Consider the following 15,663-nt stretch of genomic DNA (forward strand, 5'->3'; position numbering starts at 1 on the left):
GCACAGAGGTCCTGCGCGAAGTCGTTCGCTAAGGATCACCTGGCCCCTAGGGTATGCCGTGCGTGAAAGGCTAGTGATTTCAGGTTGGTTAAGGTTCGTTTTGTTTATTATGATTTGGGGATGGTTTTGCATGATTTACTTTATCGGTGCCGGGCCGGGAGACCCGGAGCTGCTTACATTAAAGGCCCATCGGCTGCTGAAGCAGGCGGATCTGGTGCTTTACGCGGGTTCTTTGGTGCCGCTGCAGGTGATGGACTGCTGCCGGGAGGATGCTGTGAAGGTTGACAGCGCTCCCATGGTGTTGGAGGATATTGTGGCCATGATGACGGACTATCACCAACGGGGTAAACTGGTAGTCCGCCTGCATACCGGGGACCCCAGTTTGTACGGGGCCATTGGAGAGCAGATGGAGGCTTTGGATAAGCTGGGGGTGCCATATGAAATTGTGCCGGGGGTCAGTTCCTTTTTGGCGGCGGCAGCGGCGGTGAAAAGGGAGTATACGGTGCCCGGCGGGTCTCAGACGGTGATCATCACCCGGCTGGCGGGCCGTACGCCGGTGCCGCCGGAACAGTCGCTGGCCGGTTTGGCCCGGCACAGAGGGTCGATGGCCATCTTTCTGTCGGTGGGGATGGCCCGGAGGGTGCAGGAGGAACTGCTGCAGGGATATGATGCGGCGACGCCGGTGGCTGTGGTGGAACGGGTTTCCTGGCCGGAAGAAAGGGTTGTTCAGGGAACCCTGGGTCAGCTGGCCCGGCTGATTGAGGAGGCGGGCATTACCCGCACCGCTTTGATTTTGGTGGGGGATTTTCTTGTCTCCCGGGGGCGGTCTTTACTCTATGATGCGGGGTTTGTACATGGATATCGTGAGGGAGAATAGGGTTGCCATACTGGCCCTTACAAAAGGAGGCGCCCGGTTGGCCGGTACTTTATGTAAGCTGCTGGGGGATGTTCAACTGTATATTCCCGGGCGGCTGTACAGCGCAAGCCTGCCGCCTGACACCCGTTATTTTGACAACTGGCAGCAGGCGGCAACGGAGGCCTTTCAGCGGTATAACCGGTTAATTTTTATCATGGCCGCCGGTATTGTGGTGCGGACACTGGCGCCGCTGGTCCAATCTAAAAAAACCGACCCCGCGGTGCTGGTTTTGGACGAGAAGGGGCGGTTTGCGGTGAGTTTGCTTGCCGGACACCTGGGTGGGGCCAATCAGTTGGCCCAAAGGGTGGCCGGGCTTTTAAGGGGGACGGCGGTCATTACCACCGCCACCGATGTGAACGGTGTGCCGGCGGTGGAATTGCTGGCCCGTGAATTGGACTGCGAAATTTATCCGGCGAAAGGGATTAAGCTGTTTAACCGATTGCTGGCAGAGGGAGAAAGGGTAACCCTTTGCTCCCGCTGGCGCCTGAAGCCCGAATATAGGGTGGGATTTACTTACATAGAGGGGGAAAAAGCAGGGGTAACCGGGCCTGTAGTTTACATAACCAATCAATTGGTGCAGCCAACGCAGGGGCCCAGGATGATGCTGCGGCCCCGCAACCTGGTGGCCGGTGTGGGCTGCCGCAAAGGGGTCAGCCGGCAGCAGGTGGTGTCTGCGGTAAAAGCAGCCTGCAAGCTGGGAGGCTTTAGCCTGCTGTCTCTCAAGTCACTGGCCACAGTGGATCTCAAAATGCGGGAACCGGGGCTGCTGGAGGCGGCCAGATACTTTAACGTTCCCCTGGTGGAAGTGACCCGGCAGCAAATAGAACGTTTGGCCGGGCAATTTACACCCTCAGATTTTGTGAAGGATCGGATAGGAGTTGGTGGCGTATGCGAACCGGCTGCCATAACAGCCAGTGCCATGGGGCGGCTGAAGGTAGCAAAACAGAAGCTGGGACCCGTTACAGTGGCCATCGCGGAGGCCAAATTGTGGTGGTGGGATTAGGACCCGGCAACAGGGACTGTTTTACCCCGGAAGCCCTGGCGGCCATAAAATCTGCCCAGGTGGTGGTGGGTTATCATACCTATTTGGATTTAATACCCGATTTAATCCAGGATAAAGAAAAAGTAGCCACTCCTATGCGGGGGGAGGTTGAGCGGGCCCGGCAGGCGGTGGAACTGGCCGCGGCAGGGAAAACCGTGGCGGTGGTCAGCAGCGGCGACCCGGGCATCTATGGTATGGCGGGCCTTATCATTGAAGCGGCTGGGGGCCGTGTGCCGGTCCGGGTGATCCCCGGCATAACCGCAGCCTCGGCGGCGGCGGCCAGCCTGGGGGCGCCGCTGATGAACGATTTTGCCGTCATCAGTTTAAGTGATTTGCTGACCCCCTGGGAAACCATGCTGAAGCGGCTTGAAGCTGCGGCAGCGGGGGATTTTGTCATCGTGCTGTACAATCCCCGCAGCCATGGGCGCCCGGACCATATCAAGACGGCCCGGGAGATTATGCTAAAATATAAATCACCTGCGACCCCGGTGGGGATTGTGCGCCAGGCCCGGCGGGGCCAGGAGCAAAAAACCCTCACCACCCTGGGGGACATGTTAAACCATGAAATTGATATGTTAACCACCGTCATCATTGGCAATGCCCAGACCCGGACGGAGGGAGATTTTATGGTAACACCCAGGGGGTATAGACTGTGATCCTGGTGCTGGCGGGCACCCTGGAAGGAAGAGATACCGCCGCCCTGCTGCAGCGGGCGGGATTTAACGTAACGGCTTCGGCGGTTACCGGCTATGGCTGCCACCTGCTGCAAAAACAGGGGCTGACCCGCATCCTGACAGGCGCCCTGGATGAAGCCGCGTTAACCGGCATTCTTCGCCAGGGGATACGGCTGCTGGTGGATGCCACCCATCCCTTTGCTGCCCTGGCCTCCCGTACTGCCATGGCTGCGGCCCGGGCCGCGGGGGTTCCTTACCTGCGCTTGGAAAGACCGGCCGCCGAACTGCCGGCCCATCCCCTGGTTTACAGGGCGAAGGATTTGGAAAGTACCATCGGCCAGGCCCTGTCTCTGGGGAAGGTGTTGTTTTCCACCCTGGGCAGCAAATCCCTGTCCTCCCTGCTGGCAGCCGCCCGCCAGGCCGGGGCGAAGGTGGTCGCAAGGGTGTTGCCGGACAGCAAGGTTATCCTGCACTGCTTGCAACTGGGTTTAAACCCCGGCGAAATCATTGCCCTGCAGGGACCCTGCAGTGTGGAATTAAACATTGCCTTATACCGGCAGTATCAGGCGGAAGTTGTACTGACCAAGGACAGCGGCAGTACGGGGGGTGTGGAAGAAAAGGTTGCCGCGGCCATTGAAGCGGGCATACCTGTGGTGGTGTGGCAGAGGCCGGGGCTGGACTACCCCCTGGTCTTGCACAGGCCGGAAGAGGTGCTGCAATATTGCTTAAACCATCTACCAAAGGGGTAATGCAGCGGCACAAGGTTCTTAAGGAGGGTGTTCATGCAGGAAGGCATTATTATCCTGGGACATGGCAGCCGTCTCCCGGAGGCCAACCAGGAGGTTTTTGAGATTACCGAGCAGGTCAAGGCCGCAGGCCGGGAGGCTCTTTATGAAACCTGCTTTTTACAATTCGGAGAACCTGACCTGCCCCGGGCCATTGAGAAAATGAACCGGGCCGGTGTGAAAAAAATAACCGTCATTCCACTGCTGCTGGTGGTGGGCAGCCACATTCAGGCGGACCTGCCGGCCTTGCTGCGGCAGCAAAAAAAACTTTACCCCCATATTACGTTTGTTTTAGCGCCTCACCTGGGCGCTGACCGCCGGATCGCCGAAATTGTCATAGACCGCATGGAGCAAGGAAGTGAAATATAACATTGGATATTTTTGAAGGTGTTCTCTGGCATCCCAGGGAAATTGAACGTGAAAGCATGCGCCTGGTGGAGGAATTTTTGCGGCCTTTGCGGCTGTCACCGGGCGAGAAGGCGGTGGTGGGCCGCATCATACATACCAGTGGCGACCCGGATTTGGCAAAGCAGGTCCGTTTTCATCCCCGGGCGGTGGAAGCGGGGGTGGCGGCTTTAAAAAGGGGCGCTCATGTTTATACCGATGTCACCATGCTGGGGGCCGGCATTAACAGCAGCCGGCTGAGCCGGTGGGGCGGGGCTGTGCATTGTGCCGTGCACAGCCCGGCAGTGGTGGCGGAGGCAAAGGCCAGGGGAATCACACGTTCCGCCGTGGCCATGGAGAGGTTTGGCGAAAAATTGAACGGCCAGGTGGTGGCCATCGGCAATGCCCCGACGGCCCTGTTCGTCCTCCTGGGGATGATCCGCCGGGGGCTGCGACCCGCCCTGGTGGTGGGTATGCCGGTGGGCTTTGTGGGGGCGGCCCGGTCCAAGGAATTGTTAATGCAGGCGGACGTCCCCTATATCACCATCCGGGGCACCAGAGGGGGCAGCCCCCTGGCGGCCGCCACTATTAATGCCTTGTTGTATATTGACTAAATAAAAACCATTCCTGATGGGAGGGAACCCTCCTTGGCTCTTGCAAAAACAATTATGATTCAAGGCACCTCTTCCCATGTGGGAAAGAGTTTGCTTTGTGCCGCCCTTTGCCGGATTTTTAAACAGGATGGCTTCCGGGTGGCGCCCTTCAAGGCCCAAAACATGGCCCTTAACAGCTATGTCACCCTGGACGGGGGCGAAATCGGCAGGGCCCAGGGGGCCCAGGCGGAGGCTGCCGGTGTAACGGCCACGGTGCAAATGAACCCTATTTTGTTAAAACCAAAGCAGGATTTAAATGCCCAGGTGGTGGTACTGGGGAAACCCCTGGCAGATATGAGCGCCAGGGACTACCGGCAGCATTTTTTGCCCCGGGCGGTCAGTCTGGTGAAACAATGCTTGGAGGACCTGCGGCGGCAATATGACGTGCTGGTTATCGAAGGGGCAGGCAGTCCCGCTGAGGTAAACTTAAAGGACCGGGACATTGTCAATATGCGGACCGCTTTTTTGGCGGAGGCGCCGGTGCTCCTAGCTGCCGACATCGACCGGGGAGGTGTTTTTGCTTCCCTGGTGGGAACCCTGGAACTTTTGGAACCCTGGGAGCGTCAAAAGGTGGCGGGGTTTATCATCAATAAATTCCGCGGCGACCTTGAACTTTTGCGGCCGGGCCTGGAATTTTTGGAGCAGCGCACCGGCATACCGGTGCTGGGGGTCGTGCCTTATCTGCATGGGCACGGTATTGAAGAGGAAGACTCCGTTTCTCTGGCCGGGACACCCAAAAACCCGGCCGGGGCCGAACTGGATATTGCCGTTATTCAGCTGCCAAGGATTTCAAATTTTACCGACTTTGACCTTCTGGGACGGGTACCGGGTGTGGCCCTCCGCTTTGTGGGCCCCGCAGATGCCCTGGGTCAGCCGGACGCAGTGATTCTCCCCGGCACCAAAAATACCGTGGCGGATTTGCTTTACCTGAGGGAGAAGGGTTTGGACAAAGAAATCATGGTCCTGGCCCAAAGGGGCGTCCCCTTGGTGGGCATTTGCGGCGGTTATCAAATGATGGGGAAAATGCTCTATGACCCCCTGGGTACCGAAGCCGGCCTGGGCAATGTGCCCGGATTGGGCTTGTTGGATATCGAGACCACTTTTGCGGCGGCAAAACAGACCCACCGCTGCAGCGCCAGAATCACCTGCCCGGAACTTGGCTGGTGTAAAACCGAACGGGAAATAAAGGGTTATGAAATCCATACCGGGCAGGTAAAACTAGGCGAAGGGGCGAAGCCGCTTTTGCATATTACCAGCCGTTCCGGGATTGCCACCTGTCTGGCGGATGGGGCGGTGGCTGAACAAGGACAGATTTTCGGCACCCACCTGCACGGGCTTTTTGATAACAGCGGCCTGCTGCTGGATTGGGTGAACTACCTGAGAAACCGCAAGGGCCTTTCTCCCTTAACAGCAGGACAGCTACCGGTACACCGGGATGAAAAATATGACCGGCTGGCAGAAACCGTTCGCCGGCACCTGGACATGGGCACATTGTATAAAATTATGGGTTTGGGAGAAATCAAGGCATGAGTGTGCTCATTTTGGCAGCCCTGCTCATTGACCTGCTGGTGGGAGATCCCCGCTGCCTTCCTCATCCTGTGGTCCTGATGGGCTCCCTGATTCAAAAATGCGAAGCGCTAATAAGAAAAACTGCCACCGACGCCACCGCATTAAGGATCGGTGGGGTTCTGCTGGTGATTGCGGTTTGCACGGTGACATATTTCATTACCCAGGGCCTGATCTGGCTGGCAGGAACTGTCCATCCATGGCTGGGCCTGGCTGTCCACCTGTGGCTGTTATCCACCACCCTGGCCGTAAAGAGTTTGCACCAGCACGCCAGGGCAGTGGCAGAACCCCTGGCCCGGGGGGATATCGTCACCGCTCGTCAGAAGGTGTCCCTCATCGTGGGGCGGGACTGCGAAAATTTAAATGAACGGGAAATTACCCGGGCCACCGTGGAAACGGTAGCGGAAAACACGGTGGACGGCATCGTGTCACCGCTTTTTTATGCCTTTATCGGCGGCGCTCCCCTAGCCATGACCTATAAAGCCATTAACACCATGGACAGTATGATCGGGCACCGGCATCAGGATTATTTATATCTCGGCTGGGCCGCCGCCAGGCTGGACGACCTGGCCAATTATCTTCCCGCCAGGCTGGCGGGAGTCTTCTACTCCTTTCTTTCCATAGGCTCACCCGGCGGGTTTACTTCCACTGTCCGGGCTGTCCTGCGGGACGCTCCGGCCCACCCCAGCCCCAACAGCGGGATCCCTGAGGCCGCTGTGGCAGGTGCCCTGGGAATTCAGTTGGGAGGCACCAACTATTACCGGGGTGAAGCTTCACACCGTCCCTTCATGGGGAAAGAGAAATATCCCCTGACATACCGTCACATTCAACAGGCGCTGCATCTTACTTACGGCGTGACTGCCCTGACGGTGCTGGCAGGAGTGTTAGTAAGGTTCGTACTTGAAAGCAGGTTTTAGAGAATGGCCAACAGCCAAAGGCCAATGGCCCAATAATATCCTAAATGCACGGAGGTACCCCCTTGTTCACCGGTTTCCGCCTGGCCGTTAGTTTCCTAACAATCATTCCTCTCTACAAAAAAATGGCAAACAACCAGGAATTAGCCCGATCGGTGTCGTATTATCCCTTGGTGGGACTGCTGTTGGGGTCCGCTGCCGCAGGGGTGTGCTATCTCCTGCGCATTTTTGGTTTAACCCTGGCGGCCGATGCGGTTGCCCTGGTGACAATGATCACACTCACCGGCGGATTGCACCTGGACGGGCTGATGGATACCGCTGACGGCCTCTTGAGCGGACGTGATCGGGGAAAAAAGCTGGAGATCATGAAGGATAGCCGGGTAGGAGCCATGGGAGTTATGGCCTTTGGCACGGTTATGCTTCTAAAGTTAACCTTTCTTTATGAGTTGGATTGGGGGCTAAAACTGACGGCCCTTATTTTAGCGCCGGCCGCCGGGCGCTGGGCGATGGCCTTTGGCATTGTCCGCTATCCCTATGCCAGGGCGGCCGGTGGATTGGGGGCCGGCCTTCAGGGAGCCGGGTTCACCCAGTTGGCCATCGCCAGCGTAACCCTGACGGCAGCCGCTGTCTGGCTGGTCGGGTGGCAGGGGGTGGTGATCCTGGGGACAGTTGGTTTGGTTACGATGGTTTGTACGGGTATGATTGTTAAGAGTTTGGGTGGCATGACAGGCGATACCTACGGCGCCACCGGGGAGATGGTAGAAACGTGGACGTTATTTATAATCCTTTTGGGTCAGCAAGCCGGCCTGCTGTAGTATTCCGCGGCAGAGCTGCTGCTCCGGGCACCTGCGGTGAGCTTGTACAGGGAACCCTCCAGGGAGAACCTTTCCTGATCACCTGTCCGGTTGATTTATGGAGCGAAGTATCCGTTGAGCTTAGCCATTATGGAGAGCCCCGTGCAGACTTGGACAAATCCTGCCGCGCAGCAAGGCTGACGTTGCAATACCTGGGGTTGGAATATGCTTGCGTATCCATAAAAAGGGTTTCTGTCTTACCGGAGAGTAAAGGTATGGGCAGCAGCACCGCAGACATCGCCGCCACCTGCCTGGCCACCGCTAGGGCTGTTGGCCGGGAACTTGAGCCGGCAGTAATCGCTAAAATTGCTGCCCAAATTGAACCCAGCGACGGGCAAATGTTCCCCGGTATTATGATTATCAATCATTTAACCGGTGAACCAAAGAAGTACCTGGGCCAGGCGCCTCCTTTGGACCTGGTGGTTGCTGACCCCGGGGGCTCGGTGGACACCATTATTTTTAACAGCCGGAAGGACCTGGCAAGTAAAAACTTTCAGAAGGAACCCATGGTAAAGCAGGCCATTGAATTGGTGGCCCGTGGATTATTGACGGAGGACTGGGAGATGATGGGACGGGGCGCCACCATCAGCGCCCAGGCCAATCAGGTGGTACTGCCAAAACCGCATTTGGCCCTGTGGAGGCAGTGGGCTGCGGAACTGCGGGCCCTGGGAGTGCTGGTGGCCCACAGCGGTACTGTTATGGGGATGATATTGCGACCCGGCGGGGTGGACCCCCGGGAAGCAGCGGACTTTGTCCGGCGCAAAAAGCCTGAATGGACAGTCTGGCATACGTCCATGATCAGCGGCGGCCTTCGCTAAAAGGGTGACGGTGATGCAGCACGGCGGCAATATATGGTTGGCTGAGCAAATGTATGGGATAAAAAAAGAAAGTATTCTGGACTTCAGCGCCAATATCAACCCCCTGGGGCCTTCCCCCAGGGCGATGGAAGCATTGCAGGAGTCACTGGTTAACATAAAACATTACCCGGAACCCCAGGCTGCATCCCTGCGCCGGGAGATCGCACGGTTAACGGGACTGCCGGAGGAAATGATCATCCTTGGCAACGGCGCTGCGGAACTGATTTATGCCCTGGGGAGGGTGATCAAACCGCAACGGGTGCTGGTGCCGGTTCCCACCTTCAGTGAATATGCCGTTGGTTTTGCGGACTTTGAACGGGTTGAGGTCGTTCTTCGTAAAGAAAATGATTTTAGATTAGAACCCGGGGAACTGGCGCAACTGCTGCAGCCCAGAGATTTAATGATCCTTTGTAACCCCAACAACCCCACCGGCTGTTTGGTTGAACGGCATAAGCTGGACCCGCTGGTCAGGGGGGCCGGGGAAGTGGGGGCCTGGTTGATGGTGGATGAGGCCTTTATGGACTTTGTCCGGCCTCAGCAGTCCCTGCTGCCGCATGTACCTGCAAATCCGTTTCTGGTTGTTTTGCGGTCCTTAACGAAATTCTTTGCCATTCCCGGACTGCGACTGGGTTATCTGGCCGCCGCACCGGAAATAATCAGAGACCTGACTGCCGTACTGCCCCCCTGGCGTGTGAATGTGCCGGCCCAGGTGGCAGGGTTGGCGTCTCTGCAGGACGAGGAATATATAGAAAGGACATTGCAATTAATAAACCTGCAAAGACTCTTTCTGACCGCCGGCCTGGCAGCCATCCCGGGCCTGAAGCCCTTGCCTGCCGCAGCCAATTTTATTCTGGTTGACTGCAGTGAAAGCGGCTTGACCGCCGCACAAATTCAAAGCTGCCTTGGGCCCAAAGGAATTCTTATCAGGCAGTGTGATAACTTTGCAGGTTTGGACGGCAATTACTTCAGGGTAGCGGTCCGCTGTCAGGAAGAAAACGGTATTTTGTTGCATCATTTACGGGAAATCATCATGAAAAGAAAGAATAAATAGAGGAAATCTCCTGTACCATGTACGGGCTGATTTCCTCTTATTTGTTATTTATCCGAGGTGTGTTTTAATTAGACTGTTTATAACAATTACAATGTTTTCGGTGGATAGACAAAAAATTATACGTTGTCATTGATATTTTTCATCTGTTAAAATATTAAAATATATTAAATATTAAAAACGGTGAAAGTGCGTGGGGAAAATATGGCCCAAATAAAGATCTCGTCACCAATGCAAATATTTATGGTCTCTTTTATTGCTATGACAGTGGCCATGGTACCCTGGGTTATGCGGCCTATCAGGCCTGTTATGATTTGCTGGCAAAGAACCTTGGGCTGCGGGCCCAGGCCACAGCACAGGTGGCAGCTAATTTAGTAAAGATTGACCAAAAACTGATTGACGAAATGCTGGGGCTGGATATTAAAAGCTCCCGTAATCACCCGGCTGCCCTGGAATTTAAGAAGAAGATGGCCCCGCTGCTGGAACAACATGATATTAAATATATCTATGTGGAAACCAGGTTGCAAGGGCATCAAATCCGCTACTTTGTCAGCCCGGAGGAGGAGAAAGTATTCGGGCAGCCGCCGGGCACCCCGATGGAATATTTTTATGTCTTGACCAGTGAGGACGAAAGCAGCTACACCAACCGGGACCGCTTTGATGTTTCCGACCCTTTGCGGGAAAGGGCCTATGCCGAGAAAAAACCCTTTTACGACCGGCCTTTGAATAGCAAGTGGGGCAATCTGATAACCGGCTACGCCCCGTTGTACAATGAAAAAGGTCAGTTTGTCGGTTTTTTGGGCGTAGATATTTCCGGTCATGAATTTACCAGGCATGTTCACTATGTCAGAAATATCATTATAATAAGCTTTGGCATTATTGTTCTCCTGGGAGGATTTATCCTTTACCGGGCATCCCGTGTTTTAAGCAAGCCCATGTATTTGGACGGGTTGACCAAATTGTTTAACCACCAGTATATGAAAGCAAGACTGGAAGAGGAAATTAACCGGGCCAGAAGATTTAAGCGTCCGCTCAGTGTTCTAATGATTGATTTGGATTTCTTTAAAAGAATAAACGATTTCTATGGCCATCAATCCGGTGATTTTGTGTTACGTAAAGTATCTGAATTAGTTCTTGTGAACCTGCGGGATGAAGACATTGCCTGCCGGTACGGCGGGGAGGAACTGGCGGTCATTTTGCCGGAGACCTCGCTTAAGGAAGCAGCGGTGGTGGCGGAAAGACTGCTCCGGTCCATTGAAAAAACGGAGTTTTCGCTGGCCGGCATAGAAGAACCTGTTCAAGTTACGGTGAGCATTGGTGTTGCGGAATTAAACGAAGGGGATACCCCCGACCGGTTGCTTCAGAGGGCAGACGAAGCATTGTATCTGGCCAAAAGGCGGGGGCGCAACCGTTATGACTGCTGTGAGTAAGTGGGTAAAGCCCCTTGTCCCTGGAATAAAAAGTATTCCCGGGATTTTTTATTTCGGTAACATTCGGGTATGATAATTCTTGGAACATTGGCGAAATCCTTCTGATATGGTAAAGTTTATGTGCGGTAATATTTTGGCTGGAGATTGGCAGTGGGGAGTGTGAAACTTGGTCGTCAAAGACAAGGAACAGCTTAAAAAACAACAGATGTTAAAAGAAAAACATGCCTGGCAGGAGCAAAAGCTGCGGGAGATTTTTGCCGATGGCCGCTCCCTTGGCAAAGAGGAGCTGGAGCGGGCCCTAGGGGGGCCCCTGCTCCCCAAAGTGAAGTTTCCGGTGGTGCGGCTGGTCAGCGGTCACTACGCACCGGCGGACAGCCCGGCAGCCTGGGAGGATGCCGCCAATTACCTGACCGGGCACGGTCCTTTAACCCTGGATGATTTTGTCAGGAAGTTTAGAATACACAGCAGCCTGGTGGCGGCCCTGCGGGCCGGTAAGGAAATCCCTCCCTTTGTTATTTTACCTGACGGTACCATAACCACCTCCACAACCCCCGAGGGGCAAGGGGAGCTGGCCCGGCGGCAAGCCAGCCGGGGATTGCAAGAAAAGCTGGAGGAAATTTACCGGAAGCAACCCTTTTTCAATCTGGGCTCCATCCTTGAGACACCGGAGCAAAGGGAAATGGCTGTCAGGATGATTCAATCGGACGGTTCCTACCGAATCAATATGAACGGGGTAGGTCTCTGGACGTCTCCCTATCCCCATTCACCCAAATTCATTGTTCAAGAGTTGAAAAGGCTCACCGGTATGCACCTGGAAGCCCGGGAAGGGCCGGATGTCCTGCCTTTGACATGGATTGCCACCCGTTCCATGACCGTGCAGGAAGCAGCAGATAAATTAAAACTGGGCATGGAGGATATTTTAAATCTGTGTGAACTGGAGGAATTAACTTCCTTCCGCATGGCCGGCAGCACCAGAGTATGGCGGGATGAAGTGAAGGCCATTAAATATCGCCCTGATTTACATAAGATCGTTAAGCGGGCCAGCAAAATAACCACCCTGGAAGCAGCGGACCTGCTGGATACCACCCCCGATCGGATTCGCAGACTGGTGAGAGAGGGTTACATCAACCCTGCCGGGGAAATCGAGAAAGAAGATGGCAGGATGGGCATCTTGGTGCGGCGGGGGGATATCCAGGCCATTAAAGAGAGGTTTCCCAGCATTGAGCATGAATGGGCCCTGGCCGCCAAGCAACAAAGGCGGGAGGCCGCCCGGGAAAGTGCTGCCAGGCGTGAAAAACCACCGGCGGGTAAAAAACGCCCCCGCCGGGCCGTCACGCCGCCGCCCCCGCCCGCCGGTCCGCTGGAACTGGATCATTTCCAACAACAGGCTGTCAGGGCCGCCCTAGCCGGCCGCCATGTCCTGGTGGCGGCCCCTACGGGAACCGGCAAAACTGTGATTGCCGAGCGATTAATTGAAGCAGTCATCGAAAGGGGGAAGGCAGCGGTTTATACCTCTCCCCTGAAGGCCCTGAGCAATCAAAAGTTTGTGGATTTTCGCAATGTGTTTGGTGACGAGATGGTGGGTCTGGTCACCGGGGATATTTCCATCAACCCCTACGCGCCGCTGTTGATCATGACCACTGAAATTTTCCGCAACCGGTGTTTTTCCGAGCCGGAAGGGCTGGATGACGTGGCCTGTGTGGTCTTTGACGAAATCCACTACTTGGATGACCCGGAGCGGGGAACGGCCTGGGAGGAAAGTATTATCTTTGCGCCGCCCCATGTGAAATTCCTGGGGCTGTCAGCCACTGTACCCAACATTCAGGAAATTGCTGATTGGATGAGTGAGGTCCGGGGCGAACCCGTGGAGGTGGTGGTGGAAACCAACCGGGCAGTACCGCTGGCCATCAATTGGCTGAGTTCGGAGGGCATCATCCTGGATGAAGATGAAGCCCGGGAATATATTGAACAGGCCGTAAAAAAACGCAGCGAGGAACGGAAGGCCGAACGTCTGGCTGCCAGGGAAGAGGAGTTTGAACTAAGAAGCAGGAGGTGGAACAGACGTGGAGCGCGTCGCAGCAGAAAACCCCTCGATCGCCATTGAGGCTGTGCAGGATCACCTGCCCGCCCTCTACTTTGTCTTTGGCCGGGCCCGTACCGAGGAACTGGCGGCCGAGTTAGGACGGGAATGGGACTTTTTATTCCCGGATGAAAAGGAAATGGTCCTCAAGGCCATTTTGGAGACAGAAAAGGAGCACCCGGAGATATTTCAGCGGGGCCACCGCCGGGTATTGCGGAAACTGCTGCAGCAGGGTATTGGTTATCACCATGCCGGACTGTCTCCGGTTTTGAAAAATTTGGTGGAACGTCTTTATGAAAGCCGCCTGCTCTGGGTGTTGTTCTGCACCGAAACCTTTGCCGCCGGGGTCAATTTCCCGGCCGCCACCACGTTGTTTCATTCCTGCCGCAAGTGGGACGGTAAGGAATTTAGAACCCTCATGAACAGAGAATTTTTCCAGATGGCGGGCCGGGCCGGGCGCCGGGGCTTTGACCGGGTGGGACATGTTTACATTCGAATTGATGATAAATTCCCCGAACAAACCGGTTTTTTTGACGAGTCCCAGGTGGAGTCGGTGTATGGCCGGCTGACCATTTCCCCCAATACCGTACTGAGCCTGTTGAAATGGAAAACCGATGAGGAGATAGACCGGTTCCTGACCCAGAACTTCTCTGCTTACCAGGAAAGGCGGGCCCAGCGGGAAATCAACCAGTTATTGGAGGAGTTAAACCGGCAGTATGAACAGGTCAAAAGTATCTTTTGTGAACTGAGGGGCGAAGCCTCCTGCCCCCTGCAGCGGCGCAAACTGATCCGGGAGCAAAAACGCCTGCGTTCCTCCAAGTATAAAAACCGGCCCGGTTCCAGGGAGAGAATTGAGGAGATCAAACAGATCCTGGCCAACCAGCAGAGCCAGCGCTGCCTGCACGAGGTGTGTGCGGATGCCAGGGACCGGCTGGAGGCCCTGGGATACCAGCGGGCCGGGCTGCTGGGACAGCTAAATGCCGTTCAACAGCAGTCCCAAAAATACATCCATGAGTATCATTTTGTGAAAGGTATTCTGGAAAACCTGGGGTATATTAAGGGACGGGAATTTTTCGCCCGGGGCAACTTTGCGCTGGAACTGCACGTGCAGGAAATCTTTGTGACGGAGCTGGCCTTTGCCGGGATCCTGGAGGATTTAGCCCCGGAGCAAGTGGCCGGCATCCTGGCCGGGGTGGATTATATTCCCGGACGCCGGGAATTTGTCCCGGCCCCTCCCTATGACCCCACCCCCGTCCACGAACTGCGGGAAGAATTGCTGGCAGCCGGGGTACCGCCGCAATTTCTGGTATGGTCCAGCGCCCCGGGCTTTGTGGCCCATGCCTGGTACACCGGCCAGGGGCTGGATTACCTGCTGGAAAATACCAGCCTGCAGGAGGGCGACATTGTGTCCATCATCCGGCGACTCATTGATTTACTCCGCCAGATCGATGATGCCAGCCACAGCAACCCGTCCCTGCGGGAGCGGGTACGGGAAATTCGCCGGGTCATTGACCGGGATGAAGTGGCCGTGGTGTTCTAAAAACAAAAGGGGCAGGCTAAGCCTGCCCTCATTTATTTTATACTGAACTCTACATTGACCACGGCGGTGATTTCTTTTTCTATGGAGGAGGTATCATTGATGCCGTAGTCCGAGATCTCGTTGGAGTTGACCGGGGTAATTTGGAAAACCCCCATTTTGGCGGACCGCAGTGCACCGATGCGGCTTCCGGTACTGGCGGCCATTTTTTCTGCCCGCAGTTTGGCGTCCCTGGTGGCCTCGGCCAGCATGTTTACTTTTAAGTCGTTGAGCTTGGTATAAAAGTACTGCGGGGGCTGCGATTCAAAGACAACACCCTGTTCAATCAACTCGGTGGACTCCCGGGCAATGCCGGCAATTTTCTGTACATCTGTGGATTTGATTTCCACGGTTTGCAAAAGTCGATAACTGGCAATTTGGCCGGTGCTGGTGCCGTTGGGATGATAGATATACTGTGGCATTGTGCTGATAGAGGAAACTGTAATTTGATCTTCCGGGATGCCTTTCTCTTTAAGATAAGACTTCACTTTTTCCAAATCACTTTTCAAGTTCTTGTAAGCCTCCGGCAAAGCAGCAGATTCCTGATAAAAGGAACCCCGCCAGACGGCCAGATCCGATAAGATTTGTTTCTTGGCGGAACCTGTGACGGTGATGGAAGATTTGCTGGCGGCATAATAAGAAAGAGGCTTGGCCAGTACAAAAGAACAGATAACCAGTGAAATTGCCAGCAGGGCTGCTGAAATGACAAAATATTTCCCCTTGCCGTTTTGATCCATTAAATCCCCCCCAAAACAATTTTTCAACGGTGGAACACTTTGGTAAATAATAGACGTTGCATTATAAAAAATGTAACAGGAGAAGTAAAAAGATTTTAAAAAATTTAGAAGAAATGTACCGCTTGCTCTTGTGAGATGTCCGTTGTC

Annotated in this window: 15 protein-coding genes; 14 read left to right on the forward strand and 1 reads right to left on the reverse strand. The window is 55.0% G+C overall.

The window, feature by feature from the left end:
- Positions 1 to 130 precede the first annotated feature (130 nt).
- From cobM to BUB67_RS02540, 14 genes are all read left to right on the forward strand, one after another.
- Positions 131 to 877, forward strand: a complete 747-nt coding sequence (gene cobM / locus BUB67_RS02475) for a precorrin-4 C(11)-methyltransferase (RefSeq protein WP_073235238.1) — start codon at positions 131 to 133, stop codon at positions 875 to 877.
- Positions 837 to 1,919, forward strand: a complete 1,083-nt coding sequence (locus tag BUB67_RS02480; RefSeq protein ID WP_238456919.1) for a cobalt-precorrin 5A hydrolase — start codon at positions 837 to 839, stop codon at positions 1,917 to 1,919. Before cobM ends, BUB67_RS02480 begins: the two co-directional genes overlap by 41 nt.
- The gene (gene cobJ, locus BUB67_RS02485) at positions 1,904 to 2,614 is read left to right on the forward strand and encodes a precorrin-3B C(17)-methyltransferase (RefSeq protein ID WP_073235244.1); all 711 of its coding nucleotides are present in this window, start codon (positions 1,904 to 1,906) and stop codon (positions 2,612 to 2,614) included. The genes BUB67_RS02480 and cobJ overlap by 16 nt, the downstream gene beginning before the upstream one ends.
- Positions 2,611 to 3,381, forward strand: a complete 771-nt coding sequence (gene cobK, locus BUB67_RS02490; protein WP_073235247.1) for a precorrin-6A reductase — start codon at positions 2,611 to 2,613, stop codon at positions 3,379 to 3,381. The genes cobJ and cobK overlap by 4 nt, the downstream gene beginning before the upstream one ends.
- A gap of 33 nt (positions 3,382 to 3,414) precedes the next feature.
- A complete protein-coding gene (locus tag BUB67_RS02495; protein ID WP_073235250.1) occupies positions 3,415 to 3,786 on the forward strand; it encodes a sirohydrochlorin chelatase in 372 nt (123 codons plus the stop codon).
- On the forward strand, positions 3,783 to 4,415 hold the full coding sequence (locus tag BUB67_RS02500) for a precorrin-8X methylmutase (RefSeq protein ID WP_416358817.1): 633 nt from the start codon (positions 3,783 to 3,785) through the stop codon (positions 4,413 to 4,415). The genes BUB67_RS02495 and BUB67_RS02500 overlap by 4 nt, the downstream gene beginning before the upstream one ends.
- Before the next feature lie 33 nt (positions 4,416 to 4,448).
- A complete protein-coding gene (locus tag BUB67_RS02505) occupies positions 4,449 to 5,984 on the forward strand; it encodes a cobyric acid synthase (protein WP_084127622.1) in 1,536 nt (511 codons plus the stop codon).
- The gene (gene cbiB, locus BUB67_RS02510) at positions 5,981 to 6,937 is read left to right on the forward strand and encodes an adenosylcobinamide-phosphate synthase CbiB (RefSeq protein ID WP_073235256.1); all 957 of its coding nucleotides are present in this window, start codon (positions 5,981 to 5,983) and stop codon (positions 6,935 to 6,937) included. The genes BUB67_RS02505 and cbiB overlap by 4 nt, the downstream gene beginning before the upstream one ends.
- A 62-nt stretch (positions 6,938 to 6,999) precedes the next feature.
- Positions 7,000 to 7,749, forward strand: a complete 750-nt coding sequence (cobS, locus tag BUB67_RS02515) for an adenosylcobinamide-GDP ribazoletransferase (protein ID WP_073235259.1) — start codon at positions 7,000 to 7,002, stop codon at positions 7,747 to 7,749.
- Positions 7,701 to 8,606 (forward strand): GHMP family kinase ATP-binding protein, encoded by a 906-nt coding sequence (locus BUB67_RS02520; protein ID WP_073235262.1) that lies wholly within the window; start codon positions 7,701 to 7,703, stop codon positions 8,604 to 8,606. Before cobS ends, BUB67_RS02520 begins: the two co-directional genes overlap by 49 nt.
- Before the next feature lie 13 nt (positions 8,607 to 8,619).
- Complete coding sequence (cobD, locus tag BUB67_RS02525) at positions 8,620 to 9,696, forward strand: threonine-phosphate decarboxylase CobD (RefSeq protein WP_073235265.1); 1,077 nt, start codon at positions 8,620 to 8,622, stop codon at positions 9,694 to 9,696.
- A gap of 311 nt (positions 9,697 to 10,007) precedes the next feature.
- Positions 10,008 to 11,123, forward strand: coding sequence for a GGDEF domain-containing protein (locus BUB67_RS02530; protein ID WP_238456920.1), 1,116 nt, complete (start codon positions 10,008 to 10,010; stop codon positions 11,121 to 11,123).
- Between the two features lie 166 nt (positions 11,124 to 11,289).
- Positions 11,290 to 13,227 (forward strand): DEAD/DEAH box helicase, encoded by a 1,938-nt coding sequence (locus tag BUB67_RS02535; RefSeq protein WP_238456921.1) that lies wholly within the window; start codon positions 11,290 to 11,292, stop codon positions 13,225 to 13,227.
- Positions 13,187 to 14,743 carry a helicase-related protein gene (locus tag BUB67_RS02540; RefSeq protein ID WP_073235268.1) on the forward strand — a complete coding sequence of 519 codons (1,557 nt, stop codon included), beginning with the start codon at positions 13,187 to 13,189 and terminating at the stop codon, positions 14,741 to 14,743. Before BUB67_RS02535 ends, BUB67_RS02540 begins: the two co-directional genes overlap by 41 nt.
- A 32-nt stretch (positions 14,744 to 14,775) precedes the next feature.
- Here the strand turns inward: BUB67_RS02540 and BUB67_RS02545 are convergent, their stop codons facing one another.
- Positions 14,776 to 15,516, reverse strand: coding sequence for an SIMPL domain-containing protein (locus BUB67_RS02545; protein ID WP_073235271.1), 741 nt, complete (start codon positions 15,514 to 15,516; stop codon positions 14,776 to 14,778).
- Between the last annotated feature and the right edge of the window lie 147 nt (positions 15,517 to 15,663).

The organism is Desulforamulus putei DSM 12395 (genome assembly GCF_900129195.1).
GTDB lineage: Bacteria > Bacillota > Desulfotomaculia > Desulfotomaculales > Desulfotomaculaceae > Desulfotomaculum > Desulfotomaculum putei.